The organism is Streptomyces sp. NPDC044106 (assembly GCF_056433985.1).
The window spans coordinates 398,796-421,042 of record NZ_JBWKFZ010000007.1; the positions used below are offsets into that span (position 1 = coordinate 398,796).

The 22,247-nt window shown below is 69.8% G+C and carries 19 protein-coding genes and 1 riboswitch; of the genes, 5 read left to right on the plus strand and 14 right to left on the minus strand.

Going from position 1 to position 22,247, the window contains the following annotated elements:
• Window positions 1–80: 80 nt before the first annotated feature.
• Window positions 81–752, minus strand: coding sequence for a PadR family transcriptional regulator (locus tag AC07DI_RS15375; protein WP_478904794.1), 672 nt, complete (start codon window positions 750–752; stop codon window positions 81–83).
• Between the two features lie 243 nt (window positions 753–995).
• Between AC07DI_RS15375 and AC07DI_RS15380 the strand changes: the two genes are divergently transcribed.
• Window positions 996–1,817 carry a PhzF family phenazine biosynthesis protein gene (locus AC07DI_RS15380; protein WP_384251773.1) on the plus strand — a complete coding sequence of 274 codons (822 nt, stop codon included), beginning with the start codon at window positions 996–998 and terminating at the stop codon, window positions 1,815–1,817.
• A 144-nt stretch (window positions 1,818–1,961) separates the two neighbouring features.
• On the opposite strand, the gene AC07DI_RS15385 is transcribed toward AC07DI_RS15380, so the two are convergent.
• Window positions 1,962–2,765, minus strand: a complete 804-nt coding sequence (locus AC07DI_RS15385; protein ID WP_384251770.1) for a CPBP family intramembrane glutamic endopeptidase — start codon at window positions 2,763–2,765, stop codon at window positions 1,962–1,964.
• 186 nt (window positions 2,766–2,951) lie between these two features.
• On the opposite strand from AC07DI_RS15385, the gene AC07DI_RS15390 reads away from it, so the two are divergent.
• The gene (locus tag AC07DI_RS15390) at window positions 2,952–4,751 is read left to right on the plus strand and encodes a substrate-binding domain-containing protein (RefSeq protein WP_478904795.1); all 1,800 of its coding nucleotides are present in this window, start codon (window positions 2,952–2,954) and stop codon (window positions 4,749–4,751) included.
• 239 nt (window positions 4,752–4,990) lie between these two features.
• Here the strand turns inward: AC07DI_RS15390 and AC07DI_RS15395 are convergent, their stop codons facing one another.
• On the minus strand, window positions 4,991–6,511 hold the full coding sequence (locus tag AC07DI_RS15395; protein WP_478904796.1) for a glutamate-cysteine ligase family protein: 1,521 nt from the start codon (window positions 6,509–6,511) through the stop codon (window positions 4,991–4,993).
• Window positions 6,512–6,994: 483 nt separating this feature from the next.
• Between AC07DI_RS15395 and AC07DI_RS15400 the strand changes: the two genes are divergently transcribed.
• Together AC07DI_RS15400 and AC07DI_RS15405 are read left to right on the plus strand one after the other, a co-directional pair.
• Window positions 6,995–7,579 carry a hypothetical protein gene (locus tag AC07DI_RS15400; RefSeq protein ID WP_478904797.1) on the plus strand — a complete coding sequence of 195 codons (585 nt, stop codon included), beginning with the start codon at window positions 6,995–6,997 and terminating at the stop codon, window positions 7,577–7,579.
• Window positions 7,580–7,884: 305 nt separating this feature from the next.
• Entirely contained in the window at window positions 7,885–8,091 is a 207-nt protein-coding gene (locus AC07DI_RS15405; protein WP_384251759.1) for a DUF5999 family protein, read from the plus strand.
• Between the two features lie 121 nt (window positions 8,092–8,212).
• Here AC07DI_RS15405 and gcvP read toward each other — a convergent pair whose 3' ends face one another.
• Window positions 8,213–11,101 (minus strand): aminomethyl-transferring glycine dehydrogenase, encoded by a 2,889-nt coding sequence (gene gcvP / locus AC07DI_RS15410; RefSeq protein ID WP_478904798.1) that lies wholly within the window; start codon window positions 11,099–11,101, stop codon window positions 8,213–8,215.
• Between the two features lie 188 nt (window positions 11,102–11,289).
• Window positions 11,290–11,388, minus strand: a riboswitch (glycine riboswitch).
• Window positions 11,389–11,532: 144 nt separating this feature from the next.
• On the opposite strand from gcvP, the gene AC07DI_RS15415 reads away from it, so the two are divergent.
• Window positions 11,533–11,913 (plus strand): PRC-barrel domain-containing protein, encoded by a 381-nt coding sequence (locus AC07DI_RS15415; RefSeq protein ID WP_478904799.1) that lies wholly within the window; start codon window positions 11,533–11,535, stop codon window positions 11,911–11,913.
• Window positions 11,914–11,968: 55 nt separating this feature from the next.
• On the opposite strand, the gene AC07DI_RS15420 is transcribed toward AC07DI_RS15415, so the two are convergent.
• The 10 genes from AC07DI_RS15420 to clsA all read right to left on the minus strand — a co-directional run bounded on the left by AC07DI_RS15420 (window position 11,969) and on the right by clsA (window position 22,029).
• Entirely contained in the window at window positions 11,969–13,444 is a 1,476-nt protein-coding gene (locus AC07DI_RS15420; RefSeq protein ID WP_478904800.1) for a DNA polymerase IV, read from the minus strand.
• A gap of 46 nt (window positions 13,445–13,490) precedes the next feature.
• Complete coding sequence (locus AC07DI_RS15425; protein WP_384251750.1) at window positions 13,491–14,105, minus strand: MerR family transcriptional regulator; 615 nt, start codon at window positions 14,103–14,105, stop codon at window positions 13,491–13,493.
• 169 nt (window positions 14,106–14,274) lie between these two features.
• The gene (locus tag AC07DI_RS15430; RefSeq protein ID WP_384251747.1) at window positions 14,275–14,748 is read right to left on the minus strand and encodes a bifunctional nuclease family protein; all 474 of its coding nucleotides are present in this window, start codon (window positions 14,746–14,748) and stop codon (window positions 14,275–14,277) included.
• Between the two features lie 75 nt (window positions 14,749–14,823).
• Window positions 14,824–15,567: a transcriptional regulator FtsR gene (ftsR, locus tag AC07DI_RS15435; protein WP_478904801.1), complete on the minus strand. Its 744-nt coding sequence runs from the start codon at window positions 15,565–15,567 to the stop codon at window positions 14,824–14,826.
• Between the two features lie 44 nt (window positions 15,568–15,611).
• Window positions 15,612–16,574, minus strand: a complete 963-nt coding sequence (locus tag AC07DI_RS15440) for an FHA domain-containing protein (RefSeq protein ID WP_384252138.1) — start codon at window positions 16,572–16,574, stop codon at window positions 15,612–15,614.
• A gap of 82 nt (window positions 16,575–16,656) precedes the next feature.
• Window positions 16,657–17,490 carry a DUF881 domain-containing protein gene (locus AC07DI_RS15445; protein ID WP_478904802.1) on the minus strand — a complete coding sequence of 278 codons (834 nt, stop codon included), beginning with the start codon at window positions 17,488–17,490 and terminating at the stop codon, window positions 16,657–16,659.
• A gap of 5 nt (window positions 17,491–17,495) precedes the next feature.
• The gene (locus AC07DI_RS15450; protein WP_003988855.1) at window positions 17,496–17,828 is read right to left on the minus strand and encodes a small basic family protein; all 333 of its coding nucleotides are present in this window, start codon (window positions 17,826–17,828) and stop codon (window positions 17,496–17,498) included.
• A complete protein-coding gene (locus AC07DI_RS15455; protein ID WP_384251740.1) occupies window positions 17,825–18,724 on the minus strand; it encodes a DUF881 domain-containing protein in 900 nt (299 codons plus the stop codon). Before AC07DI_RS15455 ends, AC07DI_RS15450 begins: the two co-directional genes overlap by 4 nt.
• Before the next feature lie 88 nt (window positions 18,725–18,812).
• Window positions 18,813–21,308 carry a sugar phosphate nucleotidyltransferase gene (locus AC07DI_RS15460; protein ID WP_478904803.1) on the minus strand — a complete coding sequence of 832 codons (2,496 nt, stop codon included), beginning with the start codon at window positions 21,306–21,308 and terminating at the stop codon, window positions 18,813–18,815.
• Window positions 21,309–21,420: 112 nt separating this feature from the next.
• Entirely contained in the window at window positions 21,421–22,029 is a 609-nt protein-coding gene (gene clsA, locus AC07DI_RS15465) for a cardiolipin synthase ClsA (RefSeq protein ID WP_478904804.1), read from the minus strand.
• Window positions 22,030–22,247: the final 218 nt, after the last annotated feature.

Here is a 22,247-nt window from a genome sequence, read left to right on the forward strand (position 1 = left end):
TCCACAACGAGAACGAGGCGCCCCACACCATGCGTGCGGGGCGCCTCGTCCACGACGGCGAGCCGTCGGCCTCCATCGCCTCAGTCCTCATCGGCGAGGATCAGGTACAGCTTCTTGCGGGCGTCGTTGATGACGGATACCGCCTTCTCGCGCTGCTCCTTGCTGCCGGTCTTCCAGACCTGACCGAACGCCTCCATCAGACCGAAGCCGGCCTGCCGGATCTCGTTCAGCGTGTCCCAGTCGACCCCGCGCCCGGCCTCTTCCCAGGGCGCCTCGGGACCTTCCTCGGCCGCCTCACGGCCGGCGTCGGTGAGCGAGAAGAGCTTCTTGCCGCCCTCACTGGCACTGCTGATCAGGCCCTCGTCCTCCAGGAGCTGGAGGGTGGGGTAGACCGAACCGGGGCTGGGCTTCCACGCCCCGCCGCTGCGCTCGGCGATCTCCTGGATCATCTCGTAGCCGTGCATGGGCCGGTCCTTCAGGAGGGCCAGGATCGACGCGCGCACATCGCCGCGCCGCGCCCTGCCCCGCGGTCCGCCGCGGCCACCGCGACCACCCCAGGGGCCGCCGGAACCGCCGGGGCCGCCGAAGCCGGGACCGAAGGGACCGAACGCACCGCGCCGCCCCTCGAAGCCGCCGAAGCCACCGAACCCTTCGCGGCCGAAGCCTCCCTCGCGGCCCTCGGGGCCACCACGGCGCCCGTGTCCATGCCCATGCCCGCGTCCGTGCTCGTGTTCAAGACCGTGGGAACGCATAGCAATCACTCCTTGATGCAGTCGATCGGAAACCCGATCGGTATGTGAATCCTTGATCCGTCGCGTCTCTATCGCGATGCGTCAACGATATATCGGCAACATTCGTTCGACAACCCCTTCACCCCGTTCAGGATCCGGACCGTGCGGTCCGTGTCGCCCCACGCCAATCGCGCCCGCAACTCAGTCCAGTTCCCGCACATTGGCCTTACCCACAGCGCTCCGCGGCCCTCTACCGTCCTCACCATGCCGACTTCCCACCGCATCCGCATCGTCGACGCCTTCACCGACCGGCCCTTCGCCGGCAACCCGGCCGGCGTTCTGCTCCTCGACGCCTTCCCCGACGACACCTGGCTGCAGCACGTGGCCAGGGAGGTCAACCACGCCGAGACCGCCTTCGCCCACCGGCTGCCCGCGGGCGCCGACGCCGACTGGGCGCTGCGCTGGTTCACGCCCGCCACCGAGGTCGACCTCTGCGGTCATGCCACTTTGGCCACGGCGCACGTCCTGCACACCACGGGCGCCACATCGGGCCCTGTCCGTTTCGCCACGCGCAGCGGCGTCCTCACCGCCACCGCGCACGAGGACGGCGCCCTCACCCTCGACTTCCCGACCGCCACGCTCACCGCGGCCGAGGTCCCCGCCGGGATCGCCGACGCCCTGGGCGCCGATCCTGTCACCGCGTACGACACGGGCCGGCAGGTCGGCGACCTGCTTGTGGAGCTCGCCGACGAGAAGACGGTCAGGTCGCTCACCCCGGACCACAAGGCCCTTGTCCGGCACTCCGAACGCGGAGTCATCGCCACGGCCCGCGCCGAAGACCCTTCCGGCGGCTACGACTTCGTATCGCGCTGCTTCTTCCCGCGCGTCGGTATCGACGAGGACCCGGTGACGGGCAGCGCGCACACCGCGCTCGCGCCCTTCTGGTCCGAGCGCCTCGGCCGCGCCGAGCTCACCGGCCTGCAGGCCTCCGCCCGCACCGGCCTGGTACGCACCCGGCTGCGGGGCGAGCGCACGCTCCTGACCGGCCGGGCGGTCACGGTCATCGAGGGCGACCTCTTGGCCTGACGGCGCCGGTCACCCGGAGGCCGCTCACCCGGAGAACCCGGACTGCCACCACGTGGGACGGCTCAGCACCGTGGGGACGCAACTGTGGGGACGTACGAGATCCTCGTACGTCCCCACAGCACCGAACCCGGCCGCGCCCCCGCCTCACGAAGGCGTCGGCAGCCACCCCACCTTCCCCGCGAGCAGCGCGTACCCGACGAACGCCCCGATATCCAGCAGAGAATGGGCCACGACCAGCGGCCCCACCCGCCCCCACCTGCGGTACAGCAGCACGAACACCACGCCCATCGCGACGTTGCCCAGGAAGCCGCCGATGCCCTGGTACAGGTGGTACGAACCCCGCAACACCGAGCTGCCCACCAGCGCGGCCATCGGCGTCCACCCCAACTGCCCCAGCCTGCGCAGCAGGTAGCCGACGACGATCACTTCCTCCAGGACCGCGTTCTGCACCGCGGACAGCACGAGGACGGGGTACTTCCACCACACGTCCGGCAACGCCTCGGGCACCACGGTGAGGTTGAAGCCGAGCCCGCGTGCCGACAGGTAGAAGGCGATGCCCGTACTGCCGATCACCGCGGCGATCGCGGCGCCGCGCCCCAGGTCCGGCCACGGCCTGCTCCGGTCGAAACCGATCGTCCGCAGCCCCGCCCTCTCCCGCAGCAGGAAGTGCGCGACCAGCGCGACCGGCACCAGGGCTGTCGCGATTCCGAAGAGTTGCCACGCGAGATCCAGCCAGGGCCGCCCCGGCGCCGCCGACGTGTTCATCGTCGCCGCCTGATCCTTGAGGCCGCCCGGTCTGGTGACCGAACCGACAAAGCTGATCAGCGCGGAAACACCGCTCGCGCCGAGCGAGAGAGCCAGGACGAGCAACGTCTCGTCCCGGAGGTTCCGTCGCGAAGCCCCCTCCGTTCGAAAAGAACCGGCCATCGGCCCCGGCTCCGCTTGCACTTCCGCCTCCAGTTGAGTAATCCCGTCTCATCCCCATCTTCGCCCCACTAGGGTCGCGAAAGAAGTTGCGAAGACCGTGCGCGACAGGCCGAGGGGGACGGACGCCGATTCCGGGCGTGCACGCCGTTTTCGGACGTACAGCTCCCCCTTTCCTTGCTACATCGTTCAAGGAGGGGCACCACCGCCATGGGACGTCACAGCTTGCCCGATGAGCACGGGGCGGCAGCGCCCGACCCCCGATCGCGTGCGCGCGGGCGCACGATCGCCATCGCGACGGCGCTCGTCCTCGTGATCGCGGGCGGCACGGCGGCGGCGGTCCGCAGCGGCCTGCTCTCCCTCGGCGGTTCCTGCGGCGACGACGCCGTACGCCTCGACGTCGTCGCCGCGCCCGCGGTGGCCCCCGCCCTGCGCGAGGCGGCCGACCACGCCCGCGAGGAGGAGATCACCTCGGACGGCCACTGCATCGACGTGCGGGTGACGGCGCGCGATTCGTACGAGGTCGCGGCCCAACTCCGCGCGGGCAGCGGCGATCCGGAGTACGACGTATGGGTGCCGGACTCCGACATCTGGGTGCGGCAGGTGGGCCTCGGCTCCCAGCAGAACAAGATCTCGCCCGCGGGCAACATCGCCTCGTCACCCGTCGGCATCGGCATGGTCCCGTCCGCCGCCGCGTCGCTGGGCTGGCCCGGGAAGACGTACGACTGGCCGGAGTTGACCACGGCCGCCCTGCGGAGCGACAAGCTCCGCCTGGGCGCGGCCGACCCCGCGCGCAGCGCCACCGGCCTGCTCGCCCTCGCCGCGCTGGGCGCGTCGGTGAAGAGGCAAGCCGCCGAGCAGGGTGGCGGAGAGAACGGCAAGGACAGCGGCACCCGGGCCGCCGCCCTGGCCAAGGCCCTCTCCGCCCGTACGTCGGACAGCGACGGCCGGCTCCTGGACACCCTGGCCCGCGACGGCTCCGGCGCCGAGCCGGGCGATGCCCGCCGCAACCAGGCCCTGATCCTTTCCGAACAGGCGGCGTACGCGCACAACACGGCGGCGGGCGCCGAGAACCGCCTCGACCTGTTCTACCCCAAGGACGGCTCACCCCGGCTCGACTACCCGTACACCCTCGTCGAGGACGACGAGATGACCACCGACATGAGCCGCGCGGCCCTGCGCTACATGGCGCTGTTCAGCGATGCCGAAGGCGAACGGATCCTGGCGGAGCACGGCTTCAGGACCGGCTCCGACCGGCCCTCCGACCGCCTCGTCACCACCGCGGGCGGCCGCACCCCGCAGCCCTACGCGGCACAGGCGACGGACCCGCCGTCCGACAAGCAGCTCCAGGAGACCCTGGGCATGTGGACGATCACCGTGCAGAGCGCCCGGATCAGCACGGTCGTCGACGCGTCGGAGTCCATGCGGCAGTTGGTCCCCGGCCGCGCCCGCTCCCGTATGGAGGTCACCAAGTCCGCGCTGCTGCGGGCCCTCGCAGGCTTCACCGACAGGGACGAGATCGGCCTGTGGGAGTTCGCCACGCGGCTGGACGGCGCCCGCGACTACCGCGAACTGGAACCGGCCGAGCGCCTCGGCGAGCGCAGGGGCGGCGCCACCCACCGCGACAGGCTGTCGAAGGCCTTCCGTGGCCTGCAGCCCGTGCCGGGCGGTGCCACCGGTCTGTACGACACGACACTCGCCGCCTACAGGCACGCGCGGTCGACGTACGAGAGCGGCAAGTTCAACGCCCTCGTGATCCTGACCGACGGCGTCAACCAGGACCCGGACAGCATCTCGCGCGGAGCCCTCATCTCCCGTCTCGAGGAACTCACCGACCCCAAGGAGCCGGTGCCGGTCATCGCCATCGCCGTCGGCCCCGACGCGGACAAGGGCGAGGTCCAGCAGATCGCCGAGGCGACCGGCGGCTCCGGCCACCAGGTCGACGACCCGGCGCAGATCCACGCGGTCATCCTCAAGGCGATCACGGAGGCGGGCGGCAACCGGGGCTGAGAGCCTGTCTTTGAACCCCCGTCGTCCGCGCGAAGCGCGGGCGCAGCGGCGGATTGGGGCCTCCCCTGCTCGAGCGGAGCCGAGAGCTTGGGGAAGCGTGCGATCGGAGTGCGGAGTCCCAGGTCATGTGGCGGAGCCACCCGTCCTGGGGCTCCGTGCGCCGAGGGCGCGTGCCGGGCGCCGGGGCGCAGACGGGGGTTCAAAGACAGGCTCTGAGCGAAGACCTCCGGCCGGAGATCTCAGCCGAGCGGCACCGCAGGCTCCCGCAGCCCCACGGGCCACGTGTGCACCGGCTCCCCGGCATGCATCAGCTCGCAGTACCGCTTGGTGGTCGCCGCGAGCGCCTCCTTTCTGGCCATGCCGCTCTCCAGGGCGCGGTGGTACGTCATCGCCTGCCACGACGATCCGTTGATCCGCAGCCGGCACCGCTCCTCGATCACCCCGAGGTACAGGTCCCGGTCGGCGGCCTCCACGCCCCACGCGTCGAGACCCGAGGCCGCCAGCGGCAGCAGTTCGTCGCGTACGAGCCGGACGGCCGGCACCTCGGTGGTACCGCCGAGCCTGCCCCGCCGCGGCCACTGCAGCGTGGCGTCGATGCCGTGGCGGCACGCCGCGTCGAAATTGCGGGCGGCGGCCTCGAAGGGCAGCCGTGACCACACCGGCCTGGGCTCCTCGGCGAGCGCCCGCACCAGGCCGTAGTAGAAGGCGGCGTTGGCGATGACGTCGGTGATGGTGGGGCCCGCGGGCAGTACGCGGTTCTCCACCCGAAGGTGCGGGACGCCGTCGGCGATGCCGTACACCGGGCGGTTCCAGCGGTACACGGTGCCGTTGTGCAGGACGAGTTCGCCGAGCCGCGGCACACCGCCCGCGTCCAGGACGCCCAGCGGGTCCTCCTCCTCCATCAGCGGCAGCAGCGCCGGGAAGTACCGGAGGTTCTCCTCGAAGAGTTCCAGCGGCCCGGTGATCCACCGCTCCCCGAACCAGGTACGCGGCCGCACGCCCTGGACCTGCAGTTCGGGCGGCCGCGTGTCGGTGGACTGCAGGAACAGCGGCGGCCGCGACTCGCGCCACAGCTCACGGCCGAACAGGAACGGCGCGTTGGCACCCACCGCGACCTGCGCCGCCGCGATGGCCTGCGCCGCGTTCCACACGTCGGCGAACCGGCCCGGGGTGACCTGGAGGTGCAACTGCACGGAGGTGCACGCCGATTCGGGCGCGATCGACGCCGAGGTGCAGGTCAGCCGCTCGACGCCCTGGATGTCCAGGGCGAAGTGCTCGCCGCGCGCCGCCACGATCTGATCGTTCAGGAGGGCGTAGCGATCGACGTCGGAGAGGTTCGCGGAGACGAGATCGGCGCGGTTCAGCGTCGGCAGGATGCCGATCATGACAATTCCGGCGGCGAGCTCGTTCGCTTTCCTGTGGGCGTAGTTGAGGCCGGTGCGGAGCTCTTCGGCGAGCCGGTCGAGTACGCGTCCGCCGAGCCGGTGCGGGGCGATGTTCACTTCCAGATTGAACATTCCGAGTTCCGTCTGGAAATCCCGGCTCGCGATGCGCTCGAGAACCTGCGCATTCAACATTCTCGGCAGCCCGTCGGGCCCGACGAGATTCAGCTCGATCTCCATGCCCATCAGATTCCTGGGCCGGTCGAACCGCTCCTCCGCCAGCAATCGCTCCAGCCCCGCGAGACACTTTCGGAGCTTGCCTCGGTAGTGGTGCCGATCGGCCAGGTCGAACGTGCCCGCCACGACCTTCTCCCCCATCGAAGCGTCCCTCCTCGAACGGGCAGCCATGGGTCCGGCCGCTGTGTACGGGGGATGATGCCCCGGCAATGTGATCGATAACGCCCCACGCGGGGCCGTCGGCCGGTACCCTCGACGCAGCCGCTGTCCGGCACATTCACCAGGCATGCGGCACGGCGCAGATTCCGTTCCAGAGTGCCTGGTCAAAAGTACCGGCAAAAATCGGCCGACCGCGTATCGCGAGAAATCCGAGGTCATGACGGCGGGGCCGGTGTGAAATCGGGATAAACGTCCCACAAGGACGGCGCATTAACGCCTTGCCGGCAATATCCGGTACATCTAGAGGAAACACTGCTCGAACACACCTCGTATAAACTCCGCAATCTAGGCAGAGAGTTGGCGCTCGCGGTTCCCAGCCCCCGCCCCTCTGACCCAGAGCTGACAGCGCCGTCACGCACCTGCCCCCGTTCCACCGTGCCTGTCGAATGAGAGAGGCGACCCACCATGCCGCTGCATGTCCCCCCGGCCCCCGCGCCCGCCCTGCGCAGCGTTCTCGCGGCACTCGGTTCCCCCACAGCCGTACGTGAAGCCCGCACGCCGTCCCTGCGTACCGCGCAGGGCCCGGCAAGCCCCGAACTCCCGCTGCCGGTCCATGTGTTGGACCGCATCACCCCGGAGGGCACCTCGCCCACCCGCCTCGCCGGCTGGCGCTTCCTCATCCGCTGCGGCGAACGCGCCGTCGCCGCGGCCGACACGATGCTCACTCCGGACGGGTGGGCGTTCTCCCACTTCTTCGAGGGCCCGTACATCGCCTCCACGGAATGCGCGCTGCGGCATGCCGAGGCGATGCCGACGCCCTGGCAGCCCCGGCTGCTCTCCGTGCCCGAGCTCTACATGCTCACGCTCTGGCTGCACCGCGACTGCACGGACGACGGCGCCGAGGGCCCGCTGGCCGCCACCGACCTGCTCGTACCGCTGGCGCCCGCCCCGCCCGGCATCGCGGCCCACCGCCCGCACCGCGTCGCCGAACTGCTGCCGATGCTCAACCACCGCCTGACGCCCGCACCGCTGCTGAGCTCACCCGCCTGACGCCGCCCCACCCGCTTCCTGTGCCCCGCCGCCCCCGGCCGCGGGGCACAGCGCTGCCCGCCCGAGTGGACTAGCCCAGTCAGGCCACCCCGAACCACCCGAAGAGACACGGAAGTTGGGCTGAACCGTCCGGGCGGGTGATACGTCATTAAGCAGTAGGAGCCGCTGCGGCAAAATCCCTGCGGATTGACGCGCGGAGGGCAACACTGGGACCGGACCGACTACAACGGGGGGCGGTTATGAACACCGCATCGAGCCACAGGACCGACGTCACAGCCATCTCATCGCAGCGAAAGAACCCTTCCATGTGCCAGCACCAACCAGCGTGTCCGACAGCAGACTCCGCCGACCGGGAAGCCGCGCTCCTCATGGCGAGCCACCCGGAACAGGGCTGGAGCCTGCTGTGCAACGGCGTCCTGCTCTTCGAGGACACCGGTGAGCTGCTGCCGGACGGCCAGATCATCGCCCCGCACCGACCGCTGGGCACCGATCGGGTCATGACAGCCGCCTGAGCGCACCGCTGGCACACCCGCACGAACGCACCGCACCGCACCACCGAACGACGAGGGGCCGGCCCGGAGAACACTCTCCGAACCGGCCCCGCCGCATGCCCGCTCCGCGCGGGCGCCGGCATCAGTCCTCGTACGCATCCAGCGGCGGGCAGGAGCAGACCAGGTTCCGGTCGCCGTACGCCTGGTCGATGCGGCGCACCGGCGGCCAGTACTTGTCCGACGCGGCGACACCGGCCGGGAAGACGGCCTCCTCGCGGCTGTACCCGTGCTCCCACTCACCGCTCAGCGCGGCGGCGGTGTGCGGGGCGTTCCGCAGCGGGTTGTCGTCGGCGGCCCACTCGCCGGAGCCGACCTTCTCGATCTCCCTGCGTATGGCGATCATCGCCTCGCAGAACCGGTCGATCTCGCCCAGGTCCTCGCTCTCCGTCGGCTCGATCATCAGGGTCCCCGCGACCGGGAACGACATGGTCGGCGCGTGGAAGCCGTAGTCGATGAGCCGCTTGGCGATGTCGTCGACGCTGACACCGGTCTCCTTGGAGAGCGGCCGCAGATCGATGATGCACTCGTGCGCGACAAGGTCGCCGGGGCCGGTGTAGAGCACCGGGTAGTGCGGCTCGAGCCGCTTGGCGATGTAGTTGGCGGAGAGCACCGCGACCTGGGTGGCCCGCTTGAGGCCATCGCCGCCCATCAGGCGCACGTACGACCAGGAGATCGGCAGGATACCCGCCGAGCCCCAGGGCGCCGCGGAGATCGGGCCGACACCGGTGTCGGGACCGGCAGCGGGCTGCAGCGGGTGGTTGGGCAGGTACGGCGCGAGGTGCGAGCGGACCCCGACAGGACCGACGCCGGGGCCACCGCCGCCGTGCGGGATGCAGAACGTCTTGTGCAGGTTCAGGTGCGAGACGTCGCCGCCGAAGTGGCCCGGCTTGGCCAGGCCCACCAGGGCGTTGAGGTTGGCCCCGTCGACGTACACCTGGCCACCGGCCTCGTGCACCGACGCGCAGATGTCGGCCACGTGCTCCTCGAAGACGCCGTGCGTCGAGGGGTACGTGATCATCAGCACGGCCAGCTCGTCGCGGTGCTTCTCGATCTTGGCGCGCAGGTCATCGACGTCGATCTCGCCGTCGTCGGCGGTCTTGACCACGACGACCTTCATGCCGGCCATGACGGCGCTCGCGGCGTTCGTGCCGTGCGCGGACGACGGGATGAGGCAGACGGTGCGCTGCTCGTCGCCGTTGGCCCGGTGGTAGCCGCGGACGGCGAGCAGACCGGCCAGCTCGCCCTGCGAACCGGCGTTGGGCTGGAGGGAGACCTTGTCGTAGCCGGTGACCTCGGCGAGCTGCTCCTCCAGCTCACGGATGAGCGTGAGGTAGCCCTGCGCCTGCTGGGCCGGGGCGAAGGGGTGCAACTGCCCGAACTCGGGCCAGGTGACCGGCTCCATCTCGGTGGTCGCGTTGAGCTTCATGGTGCAGGAGCCCAGCGGGATCATGCCGCGGTCGAGGGCGTAGTCGCGGTCGGCGAGCTTGCGCAGGTAGCGCAGCATCGCCGTCTCGGAGCGGTGCTGGTGGAAGACCGGGTGGGCGAGGTAGGTGTCCTGGCGCAGCAGGCCCTCGGGCAGCGTGTCCGCGACGGTGGCGTCGAGCGACTCGACATCGGCGTCGACGCCGAACGCGCGCCAGACGGCGGCCAGCTGCGCCCGGGTGGTCGTCTCGTCGCAGGCGAGGGAGACGTGGTCGGCGTCGACCTGGCGGATGTTCACGCCACCCTCCCGGGCGGCGTGCACCAGCGCCTCGGCCCTGCCCTCGACGCGTACGGTCAGCGTGTCGAAGTACGCGCCGTGGACGACCTCGAAGCCGCCGGCCGTGAGCCCCGCCGCGAGCAGCGTGGCGTAGCGGTGGGTGCGCCGCGCGATGGACTTCAGGCCGTCGGGCCCGTGGTAGACGGCGTACATTCCGGCCATGACCGCCAGCAGCACCTGAGCGGTACAGATGTTGCTGGTGGCCTTCTCACGGCGGATGTGCTGCTCGCGGGTCTGCAGCGCAAGCCGGTAGGCCTTGTTGCCGTCGGCGTCGAGGGAGACGCCGACGAGTCGGCCGGGCAGGCTGCGCGCGAACTTCTCGCGCACCGCCATGTATCCGGCGTGCGGGCCGCCGAAGCCCATCGGGACGCCGAAGCGCTGCGTCGTGCCGACGGCGATGTCGGCGCCCAGCTCGCCGGGCGAGGTGAGCAGCGTCAGGGCGAGCAGGTCGGCGGCGACGGTGACGACGGCGCCGATCTCGTGCGCCTGATCGATGAGCGGCTTGATGTCGCGTACGGCTCCGGAGGCGCCCGGGTACTGGATGAGGACGCCGACGACACCGCGCTCGGCGACCTCGGCCGGAATGCCGTCGCTCAGATCGGCGACGACGACCTCGACACCGGTGGGCTCGGCGCGGGTCCGGATGACCGCGATGGTCTGGGGCAGCGCGTCGGCGTCGACGACGAAGGCGCCGTTCTTGACCTTGCCCATGCGTCGCGACAGGGCCATGGCCTCGGCGGCGGCGGTGCCCTCGTCCAGGAGCGAGGCCCCGGAGGTGGGCAGGCCGGTCAGCTCGGCGACCATGGTCTGGAAGTTGAGCAGCGCCTCGAGACGGCCCTGCGAGATCTCCGGCTGGTACGGCGTGTAGGCGGTGTACCAGGAAGGATTCTCCATGACGTTCCGCAGGATGACCGGCGGGGTGAAGGTTCCGTAGTAGCCGAGGCCGATCATGGAATCGAGGACCTGGTTGCGGTCCGCGAGGGAGCGCAGTTCGGCAAGGACTTCGGCCTCGGAGCGGGCACCCGGCAGGTTCAGCGCCTCGGCGTTCTTGATCACATCCGGCACCGCGGCGGCCGTCAGCTCGTCGAGCGAGCCGTATCCGACCTGGGCGAGCATCTTGGCCCGCTCTTCCGCATCGGGCCCGATGTGCCGCTGCTCGAACGGAATTCCCTGTTCGAGCTCGGAGAGCGGGATGCGATTGGTGGCAGTCATTGCGGGAGGCCTCCTGGTCTGCACGACCTGCGAGGGGTACCACGGCGCGGGTACCCGGACGGCCTCCCCCTCTGTCATCTCAACCTGAGAGCTTCACAGGCCTGCCTGTCGACAGACCTGCTTTCACCGTCGGTGAGGAAGGGTTCCGAACGTGCCCGCCCGACGCCCGCCCTGCTTTCCAGAGTGACCTCGTCCGTGCGGTACGGGTGCCTGAGAGATTCCGGGGAGGATTTGCTCCTTCGGCGCCTCCGGGAGCGTGTTCCGGAGAGCTCTCCCGCACGGGGTCAACAGCCGTACGCCAGCCTACCAGCGGGGACCACGGCCGTTCCCTCGAGTGGCCGCCTGCCCCGAAGTGCTCTTTCGTAGTGACTACGAACGACTAAGGATGAGTTACGCCCGATTTCGTCAGGCCGCGACCCGTTGGAGGGCCCGTGCAGACCGACATCGATCCGCGCAACCTGATCGGCCGCAAGGCGTTCGACCGGAACGGGACCAAGATCGGCACGATCGACGAGGTCTACCTCGACGACGCCACCGGCGCCCCGGAGTGGGCCGCCATACGCACCGGCCTGTTCAGCCGCGACGCCTTCGTCCCGCTGGAGCCCAGCGAGCTGACCGGGGACGGCACCGTACGCATCCCGTTCGAGCGCGCACTCATCAGGGACGCCCCCGACTTCGGAGTGGGCCGCCACCTCTCGCCCGAGCAGGAGCTCCAGCTCTACCACCACTACGGCCTGGACACGGCGCCACCGCCCTCCGCACCCCCTCCCGACCAGAGCTTCGGCCGCATCGCGGGCACCGAGGGCCCCTGACCCCGCTGCGGGAGCGAGAGCCCCCAGCAGACGCGCCCCCGTCCGCCGCCGACTTTCAGCCTTGCTCCCCCACCTCCGCACGAGCCGCACCGGACACCGCCTCTACCACCGCTCCAGTGGCCGCCTCCCCATCCGGGCCGGCGGCCACCAGCGGCAACGGCTCGGCAGGAACGAGGTCCGGGTCGTCGGTCCGGAACGTCCGCACCCGTCCTGGCGCCGAGTACGGCGTCTCGAAGCGCACCGTCACCCGCCCAAGCCCGCTCCCCTGCACCCACCCGTGCCCGTACGCGGCGTGCCGCACGTCGTGACCGGCCGGCCACCGCCGCTCGACCGGCACCACGGGCTCCTCGGCATCCTCCACCGCCTGTACACCCGGCTCCCGGGGCACATCGGCCTCGTCCCCGGGCGCACCGCCTTCACCGGCTCCGCCCTCGACCGTCTCCGTCGCGGCGGCCTCCGCCTGGGACTGCGCGAAGAGGTCCTCCTGCGTGTAGTCCGTGAGGCCGGAGACGCCCACGCCGAGGAGCCGCACGCCACCCGTGGTGTCCACGGACTCAAGGAGCCGCGCCGCGGCCTCCCGCACCACCCCGGGGTCGTCCGTGGGCCCGCGCAGCGTCTCGGAGCGCGTCAGCGTCGAGAAGTCGAACCGCCGCACCTTCAGCACGATGGTCCGCCCCGAGTGGCCCGCCGCCCGCAACCGCTGCACACAGCGCTCGGCGAGCCGCGCGACCTCCGCGCGGACCCGCACCCGGTCGTGGATGTCCACGTCGTACGTGTCTTCCACACTGACCGACTTCGTGTCCCGCTCGGCCACCACGGGCCGCTCGTCGTGCGCGAGCGCCATCGCGTACAGCGATCCCCCGTGCGCCCTGCCGAGCAGCCGCACGAGCTCGTCCTCGCCCGCCTCCGCGATCTCCTCCACCGTGGTGATTCCGGCCCGCCGCAGGTGGTCCCCCGTGGCCGGCCCCACCCCCGGCAGCGTACGCACCGACATCGGTCCGAGCAGCGCCCGCTCCGTGCCCGGCGCTATCAGCCTGAGCCCGTCAGGCTTGGCCTCCTCGGAGGCGATCTTGGCCAGCATCTTGGAGACGGCGAGCCCCACGGACCCGGTCAGCCCGGTCACCGCCCTGATGTCCGCCCGCAGCCGCTCCCCCACGGCCCTGGCCGACTCCTCGTCGTCGGCGACACCGCCCGCCTCCAGGTCCACGAAGGCCTCGTCCAGGCTGAGCGGCTCCACGAGCGGCGACAGCTCCCGCAGCAGGCCCATCACCTGCTCACTGACCTCGCGGTACAGCCCGAAGCGCGGCACGAGATACGCGGCGTTCGGCGCGAGCCGTCGTGCCTGCCCCATGGGCATCGCCGAGTGCACGCCGAAACGACGCGCTTCGTAGGAAGCGGTGGCGACCACACCCCGCGGCCCCAGACCGCCCACCACCACGGCCTTTCCGCGCAGGCTGGGTTTCGCGGCCTGCTCCGCGGACGCGTAGAAGGCATCCATGTCCAGATGCAGGATCGTCGGCGCGCTTCTCACACCTCTGATGCTGCCCTATGCCACTGACAACGCTGCCCGAGGCTGCCTACACGGCCTTGTTGCGGCGCCTGGCCAGCTCGTCGGCCGGGTTGTGCCCGACGAGCGTCTCGCCGGTGTCGATGCGCTCTCCGTGCAGCTGGGACAGCGCGGCCTCGACATCACGCCATACGACGCCCACGGCGATCCCGAAGACCCCCTGGCCGCCCTGGAGCAGGTCGTGGACCTCGCTGGGCGACGTGCACTCGTAGACCGTCGCGCCGTCGCTCATCAGCGTCATCCGTTCCAGGTCCGTGAACCCGCGCTCCCTCAGGTGCTGGACCGTGGTGCGGATGTTCTGGAGGGAGACGCCGGTGTCGAGGAACCGCTTCACGATCTTCAGGACGACCACGTCGCGGAAGCTGTAGAGGCGTTGCGTACCGGAGCCGCCCGCGGCCCGCACGCTGGGCTCGACCAGGCCGGTACGCGCCCAGTAGTCGAGCTGTCGGTAAGTGATGCCCGCGGCCGCGCACGCGGTGGGACCGCGGTAGCCGATCTGCTCGTGCCCGGACGTCGCGTCCCCGCTCCCCTGGACCGCCATCGGTCGATTCGGAGAGTGACCGGTCGCCCCGCCGTGGAGCGGGTACGGCCCGCCCACCGCCGTACCGTCGCCGCTGCTTCCCACGCCGACCTCCCTCCTTGACCTGCCTTCTCGACGGTAGGCAGTCGCCAGGGGCTCGTCAACGATCGCCACACTCGGCACGCCGAGTGATAATCACCCTGAGAGTGGTTTCGCGTGCCTCACCGCGGGGAAAGGCTAGCCGAATGGCCCGACGCGGGCCGCCCGAGACGGCTCACTGGCTGTTGGTGCCGAAGTCCTCGGGCGAGATCTGGTCGAGGAACTCGCGGAACTTCTCCACCTCGTCCTCCTGCTCGTCCGGGATCGCGATACCGGCGTCGTCGAGGACCCCGTCGCTGCCGAAGATCGGCGTCCCGGTGCGCAGCGCCAGCGCTATGGCGTCGGACGGCCGGGCGCTCACCTCGACCCCGCTGGCGAAGACCAGCTCCGCATAGAAGACACCGTCCCGCAGGTCGGTGATGCGCACTTCGGAGAGCTCCTGTCCCACCGCTTCCAGCACGTCCTTGAACAGGTCGTGGGTCAGCGGCCGTGCGGGTGCCATGCCCTGCTGTGCGAAGGCGATGGCGGTCGCCTCACCTGGTCCGATCCAGATGGGAAGGTACCGGTCGCCTCCCACTTCACGCAGGAGCACGATCGGTTGGTTGGAGGGCATTTCGACCCGGACACCTACGACGTCGAGCTCGTTCACACAGCAACCCTAGGACGTGGTCGGCAGGTTTGGGTAGTCGGGCACCCGCCGAGTACCGGCCGGGCGTGGTCCGGGTCAGGGCAGTCTGACCCCGAGCGCCGTCTGCACGAGCGCCGAATGGAGCCTGCCCGTGAGTCCCGCCAGCTCTTTCGTACGGGCCTCCGCATGGGCCCTGGTCTGCGGATTACGGTGCCGCCGCAGCGGTGCGACGACCTGGTCCACGAGCCCGGCCTCGCGCTCGGCGGCGGCCTTCATGGCCCGCAGGTGCCGTGGCTCGATACCGAACCGGCCGAGTTCGAGGACGAGCGAGGCGACCGTGACGGCCTCCGCGTCGTACCCGCCGTCCGGCAGCTGTGCGACGAGACCGTACGCCTCCCACTCGCTGAGCTGCACTTCATCGATCCCGGCGGCGGCCAGCAGCTCGGCACGGCCCACGCGGGCCACCGTCGGCCCCTCGGCCTCGTCCAGGCCCTGCGCGTCCCCGCCGTCCCGCTGGCGCCCCAGCGACGGCATCGGAGGCCGCTCACCGCGCTCCAGCGCGTCGAGATGCTCCCGGATGACCTTGAGCGGCAGGTAGTGGTCCCGCTGCATCCGCAGCACGTGCCCGAGCCGCTCGACGTCCTGAGCACTGAACTTCCGGTAACCGGACGGCGTCCGCTGGGGCTCGATGAGCCCCTCGGTCTCCAGAAAACGGATCTTGGAGATCGTGACCTCGGGAAATTCGTCGCGCAGGACGTTCAGCACGGTACCGATGCTCATCAGCCGACGGTCCGCGGCGGCGGTGCCGAAGTCGGCACCGCCCCTCGGTGTTTGAAGCATGGACCTTCCCTGGGGATGCCCCCCGGACGGCGTCTGGGGGTGGTTCAGATGCCCCGCTGGCTCGCGTAGAAGACCAGCCGGTACTTGCCGATCTGCACCTCGTCACCGTTCGAGAGCGCGACGGAGTCGATGCGCTCACGGTTGACGTATGTGCCGTTGAGGCTGCCCACGTCCGCGACGGTGAAGGAACCGTCCTGGACACGACGGAACTCCACGTGGCGACGCGACACCGTCACGTCGTCGAGGAAGATGTCGCTCTGCGGGTGACGCCCCGCCGTGGTCAGCTCGCCGTCGAGCAGGAAACGACTGCCCGAGTTCGGACCGCGGCGCACGACGAGCAGCGCGGAACCGAGCGGCAGCGCGTCCACGGCCGCCTGCGCCTCCGGGGAGAGCGCGGGAGACAGGGTCTGCCCCGTCGTCTCGGCGTCGTAGGCCTCGAGACCCGAGATGGAGATCGTCGAGGTCGTCTCGGACGGACGCTCCGGCGCGGCTCCGGCCCGCAGCGGCGCACCGCAGTTGGAGCAGAACCGGCTCGCCTCGGCGTTGCGGTTCCCGCACCTCGTACACACCAGGGCCATGGACTGGTCCTCCTGCCGTGGCTGCCCCGCAGGGGCATTCGATGCGTACGGGCCGGGGGTAAACCCTCCACCCGTACCTGAGGTTGAAGGTTCTCCGAAACCTATGCGGCCGGGACCGGCAGGGTCAACAGATGACGCGCCCTGTCCGCCCGAAATGTCACCACCTGGACCAGCGACCTGATCGCGGAACATCGGGCGCTCGGCTCCCTGCTCCTCACCATCACCATGGCGCGGGGCACGATGACGGGCAGTGGCCGGATTGCCGCTGTCCTCTCGTGCGCTCTTGCCGAACAACTTCGCAAACAACTTCACGGGCGATTCCCCTTGACCGAAACAGACCCGCCCGTGGGGCAGGACGAACCCTGATTGCACACACCGGCATTCATCGGTGAGCCAGACATCCTCACAACGTCCGTGTCCACCAAACAGTTTCCACCACGCACCACGCTTCCGGTGCGCCGACCCCCCGCAACCTCATGCCCTCGCCTCCCGGCGCCCACGCGCCCGCCCCTCACTGGGAGGACGACCGAGCGTAGTCAGGCTGCTTCGCAGGTCGCAAGGCGTTCACAACGATCTTCTCCGAGCGTTCCACGGTCACCGTGGCCTGCTCCTTCTCCAGAGTCTGCACCACGCCTCCCGGGATGTTCAGCGCAGGTTCGAGATCCTGCGGCTTGCCGATCACCTTGAAGAGGTACGGTTCGCCGACCTTGTGACCGTCCACCCGTACGCCACGGCCGCCGCCGGCGTCCGACAAGTACGTGTTGGCCACGACGCGTACGTCATTGACCTGGATCGCCTCGGCGCCGGCGGCGCGCAACTCCTGAATGGCGTCAAGCAGCATGTCCGCCTTGATCGCCCCCCTCTTGTCCTCGATGGTCAGCGTGATGCCGGGCCCCTGAGCCGCCACGGTGCCGGCCAGGATGCCGAGTTGCCTCTCCCGCTCGACCGTCTGCTTGCGGGCCTCTTCGGCCTGGTCCGAGCTGTTCTCCAGCCCGGTCCGCTGGTCCTCGAGACGTCGCTTCTCTTCTTCCAGACGCTGAGTTCGGTCATCCAGTTCATCGAGGATGCGTACGAGATCTTCCTGTCTCGCACCGCGCAGTGCGCTGCTGTCGCTGTTGGACCGCACCTGGATGGCCAGACCGAGCCCGAGCACGAACAGAAGCAGGGCCACGATGAGTTGAGGGCGCGTCACTCGCGGCGGCCACAGCCCCTGCGCCAGCCGCTGGCGGCCGGTGAGCTGCGGCTTCCGTCCGGGCTCCGGCGGTACGGGCGTCTCGGGCGCGCTGGGGACCTCCGCCGGGAGTTCCTTGCGCCGGTTGTACTCGGGCCTCTCGTCGGAACTCATCGGCGTCACGCCCTGAAGACGTGCCGACGGATCGCCGCGGCGTTGGAGAAGATCCGGATGCCGAGGACCACGACGACGCCGGTGGACAGCTGGGCGCCGACGCCCAGCTTGTCCCCCAGGAACACGATCAGCGCGGCCACCACCACGTTCGACAGGAACGACACGACGAACACCTTGTCGTCGAAGATGCCGTCGAGCATGGCCCGCAGCCCGCCGAACACGGCGTCGAGAGCCGCGACGACGGCAATCGGAAGGTACGGCTCGACCACCGCCGGAACCTCGGGCCGAACCAACAATCCGGCCACGACTCCCACGACGAGGCCCAGTACGGCGATCACGATGTGCCCTTTCCTGCCTTCGGCTCTGCTGTACGTACGGTCACGCTGGGCGCTGCCGGCAGCCGGAGCTCGTCCGACACGGAGATGCTGGTCCGGATGCCGAAGTTCTCCTGCAGAGCATGCAGGTACTGACCGTCGGAGCTGTTCTGGAACCGGGTACTCAAGCGCTTCGCGTCCCCCACCGCGAGCACCGTATACGGCGGCACCAGCGGTCTGTTGTCGACCAGTATCGCGTCACCCGCGGCCCTGATCGCCGACAGCGCGGTGAGGCGCTGGTCGTTGATGGACACCGCTTCGGCGCCCGACTGCCACAGGCCGTTGACGACCCGCTGCATGTCGTGGTCGCGCACCCGACCGGTGTCGGAGAAGTCGGCGCTCTCACGGGGTCCGCCGCCGCCCTGGTCGGCCTGCTTCTTGTCGTCCACCACCAGCTTGACGCCGGGCCCGTGGACCTCCGTGGCGCCGGAGAGGAGCCCCACCAGCTCGCCCTGGCTGCCGCCGTGCTCCTTCAGCGCGGCCTCCTGCCGCTCTCCGACATCGTCGCGGAGTTTGTCCACGTCATCCTCGAGCGCGTCGGCGCCCGCCGTCGCCTCTTCGACGCGGTCGATGAGCTCCTCGCGCTCCTTGGCCACCACCGGCGCCTCTATCCGCGCCTGCGCGGCCCCCACGGTGACCACCAGCGCCGCGAGCACGAGTCCGGCCGCGAGTCCCAGTTTGGCCCGCAGTGGGCGGGGCACACCACTGGCCCCTCTGGCCTTCTTGCGGGCCGCCGCCTCCGCGTATCCCTCGTCCAGGCTGTGGTCCATGACGGTGGTGAGCAGCGACATGGACGCGTCCGGACGCCGAGGGCGCGAGGGGGTGCTCCGAACGGGGGGCTGCTGCGGCATGCCGCACATCGTCGCACGTCGCGGGCGCTACCTCCGAATGGCCCCACCGGCGCGCCGGGCGGCACCCGTCGCGGGTGCCGCCCGGTGCCGGGGCAGGTCAGCGGCCGGCGCTGTCCACCACCGTCGACCACTCGTCGAGCAGCGCCTGGGCGGACGCGTCGTCGGGCCCTTCGGCCCACAAATGGGTGACGGCCTCAGCGGGGTCGGGCAGCACGAGCACCCACCGCCCGTCGCTCTCCACGACCCGCACGCCGTCAGTGGTGTCCACGGACCGCTCTCCGGCCGCCTCCACCACGCGCCGCATGACCAGGCCCTTGACGGCCCACGGGGTCGCGAGGTCGCGCCGCTGCACATGCGCACGCGGGATGCGCGCGTCGATCTGGCTCAGCGTGAGCTGCGTACGCGCCACGAGGCCGATGAGCCGCACGAAGGCGGCGGTGCCATCGAAGACGCCGCTGAACTCGGGGACGATGAACCCGCCGCGTCCGTCGCCGCCGAAGATGGTCGAGTCCTCGCGCCCGACCCTCGTGAGATCGTCCGGCGACGTGGTCGTCCACTCCACCTGGGTGCCGTGGTACGCCGCGACCTGCTCGGCGATGCGCGTCGTCGTCACCGGCAGCGCCACCCGCCCGCTGCGCCGCTCGGCGGCGACCAGGTCGAGCATGACCAGCAGGGCCCGGTCGTCCTCGACGATCCGGCCCTTCTCGTCCACGAGCGACAGCCGCTCGCCCACCGGGTCGAACCGCACGCCGAACGCGGCCCGGGCGGACGCCACGATCTCCCCGAGCCGCACGAGCCCGGACCTGCGGGCGTCGGCGGTCTCGGTGGGCCGCGACTCGTCGAGCCCCGGGTTGATGGTCAGGGCGTCCACCCCGAGCTTCCCGAGGAGGCTCGGGAGGACGAGTCCCGCGCTTCCGTTGGACGCGTCGACGACGACCTTGAGTCCTGATTCGGCGACACCTGTGGTGTCCACGTTCCGCAGCAGGGAGCCCGTGTAGGAGTCGTAGACACTGGACGGGAAGTGCAGATCGCCGATCTCACCGGGGAAGGCCCGCCGGTACTCCTGGCGCGCGTACACCCGGTCCAGCTTCCGCTGGCTGCCCTGCGACAGGTCGGCGCCCTGCCCGTCAAAGAACATGATGTCGACGGAGTCCGGCACGCCGGGAGTCGTCCGGATCATGATTCCGCCGGCGCTGCCTCTCGCCGTCTGCTGACGGGCGACCGGCAACGGCACGTTCTCCAGGTCCCGTACGTCGATGGCGCTGGTCTGCAGTGCCGAGATCACCGCCCGCTTCAGGGCCCGCGCACCACGCGAGTGGTCACGCGCGGTGGTCACGGTGGAGCCCTTCTTCAGGGTTGTCGCGTACGCGCCCGCAAGGCGTACGGCGAGCTCGGGCGTGATCTCCACATTCAGGATGCCGGAGACCCCGCGCGCTCCGAAGAGATGCGCCTGCCCCCGGGATTCCCAGATCACGGACGTGTTGACGAACGCACCGGCCTCGACCGTCTTGAATGGATAAACTCTGACGTTGCCCTGAACGATCGATTCTTCACCGACCAGGCACTCGTCACCGATGACAGCGCCGTCCTCGATACGCGCGGCACGCATGATGTCGGTGTTCTTGCCGACGACGCAGCCCCGCAGATTGCTGTGCTGTCCGATGTAGACGTTGTCGTGCACGACCGCCTTGTGCAGGAACGCGCCGTCCTTCACCACGACGTTCGACCCGATGACAGTGTGCTCACGGATCTCGACGTTCGCCTCGATCTTTGCGTAGTCACCCACGTAGAGCGGGCCGCGCAGTACGGCGTCGGGGTGCACCTCGGCCCCTTCCGCGACCCATACGCCGGGCGAGATCTCGAAGCCGTCGAGCTCGACGTCGACCTTGCCCTCCAGCACGTCGGCCTGCGCCTTGACGTAGCTCTCGTGCGTACCGACGTCCTCCCAGTAGCCCTCGGCGATGTAGCCGTAGATGGGCTTGCCCTCTTTCATGAGCTGCGGGAAGACGTCACCGGACCAGTCGACCGGCACATCGGCCTCGACGTAGTCGAAGACCTCGGGCTCCATCACGTAGATGCCCGTGTTGACCGTGTCGGAGAAGACCTGCCCCCAGGTCGGCTTCTCGAGGAAGCGCTCGACCTTTCCCTCTTCGTCGACGATGGTGATGCCGAATTCCAGCGGATTGGGTACGCGCGTCAGGCAGACAGTGACCAGCGCGCCCTTTTCCTTGTGGAAGGCAATCAGGTCGCTGAGGTCGAAGTCGGTCAGCGCGTCACCGGAGATCACGAGAAAGGCGTCGTCCTTCAACGCTTCCTCGGCGTTCTTTACGCTGCCTGCGGTACCGAGGGGCTTCTCCTCATTGGCATAGGTGAGCTCCATCCCAAGCTCTTCGCCGTCGCCGAAGTAGTTCTTGACGAGCGACGCCAAGAACTGCACTGTCACTACGGTCTCGGTGAGCCCGTGCCTCTTGAGCAGGCGTAGCACATGCTCCATGATCGGCCGGTTGGCCACGGGAAGGAGCGGCTTGGGCATGCTCGAGGTCATGGGGCGAAGGCGCGTGCCCTCACCGCCGGCCATCACGACGGCCTTCATGTCGGAAACGTCCTCCTCATTAGACGACGGTCTGGCCGACTCAGCTCACCGAGAGGGCCCGCATATGTCAGATGCGGGCCTGGGAGCCGTTACAGCCGCCGAATCGGCGAGCTCAATCGGCCGTGTTGTCCGCCTTCACAAGTCGGCGGACCTGAACCACATAGAGGATCCCTGCCCACCAATAGAGAGTTGTACCCCATCCGGCGAACGCCCATCCGAAAATAGCAGCGGGTGTGGCGATCCAGCCACTTGCATCACTGAGGAGCAGTAGTGGAAAGGCGTACATCAAGTTGAAGGTCGCGGCCTTGCCCAGAAAGTTCACCTGCGGCGGCGGATAGCCGTGACGCCTGAGGATGCCGACCATCACCAGCAGGACCAGCTCGCGCAGCAGCAGCGCCGCGGTCAGCCAGAGCGGAAGAATCTCCCGCCATGTCAGGCCTACCAGCGTGGAGAGGATGTAGAGCCGGTCGGCCGCGGGGTCGAGCAGTCGGCCGAGGTTGCTGATCTGGTTCCAGCGGCGCGCAAGCTTGCCGTCGAGGTAGTCACTGATGCCACTGAGCGCCAGGACCAGCAGCGCCCACCCGTCGCTCTTGGGGCCCCCGAACTCCGGCCTGAGGATCAACCACAGGAAGAGGGGTACGCCGGCCAGGCGCGCCATGCTGAGGATGTTCGGGATGGTGAGGACCCGGTCCGTCTGGACGCGAGTCTCCTGGACCTCCACCCGGGGGCCTCCTGTGGGAAAGAGCCAATGATGCCCCCTGACCTTACCCTCAGTTGTCGCCCGACCGTGCAGAGGGGTGGACGGGCAGTAGGGGCGTCCGACTTGAGACTCGACCCGAAACACAAAAAAGCCGTGGTCCCCAGACATTGTCTGGGGACCACGGCTTTATCAAATTGAGTTCGGCGGCGTCCTACTCTCCCACAGGGTCCCCCCTGCAG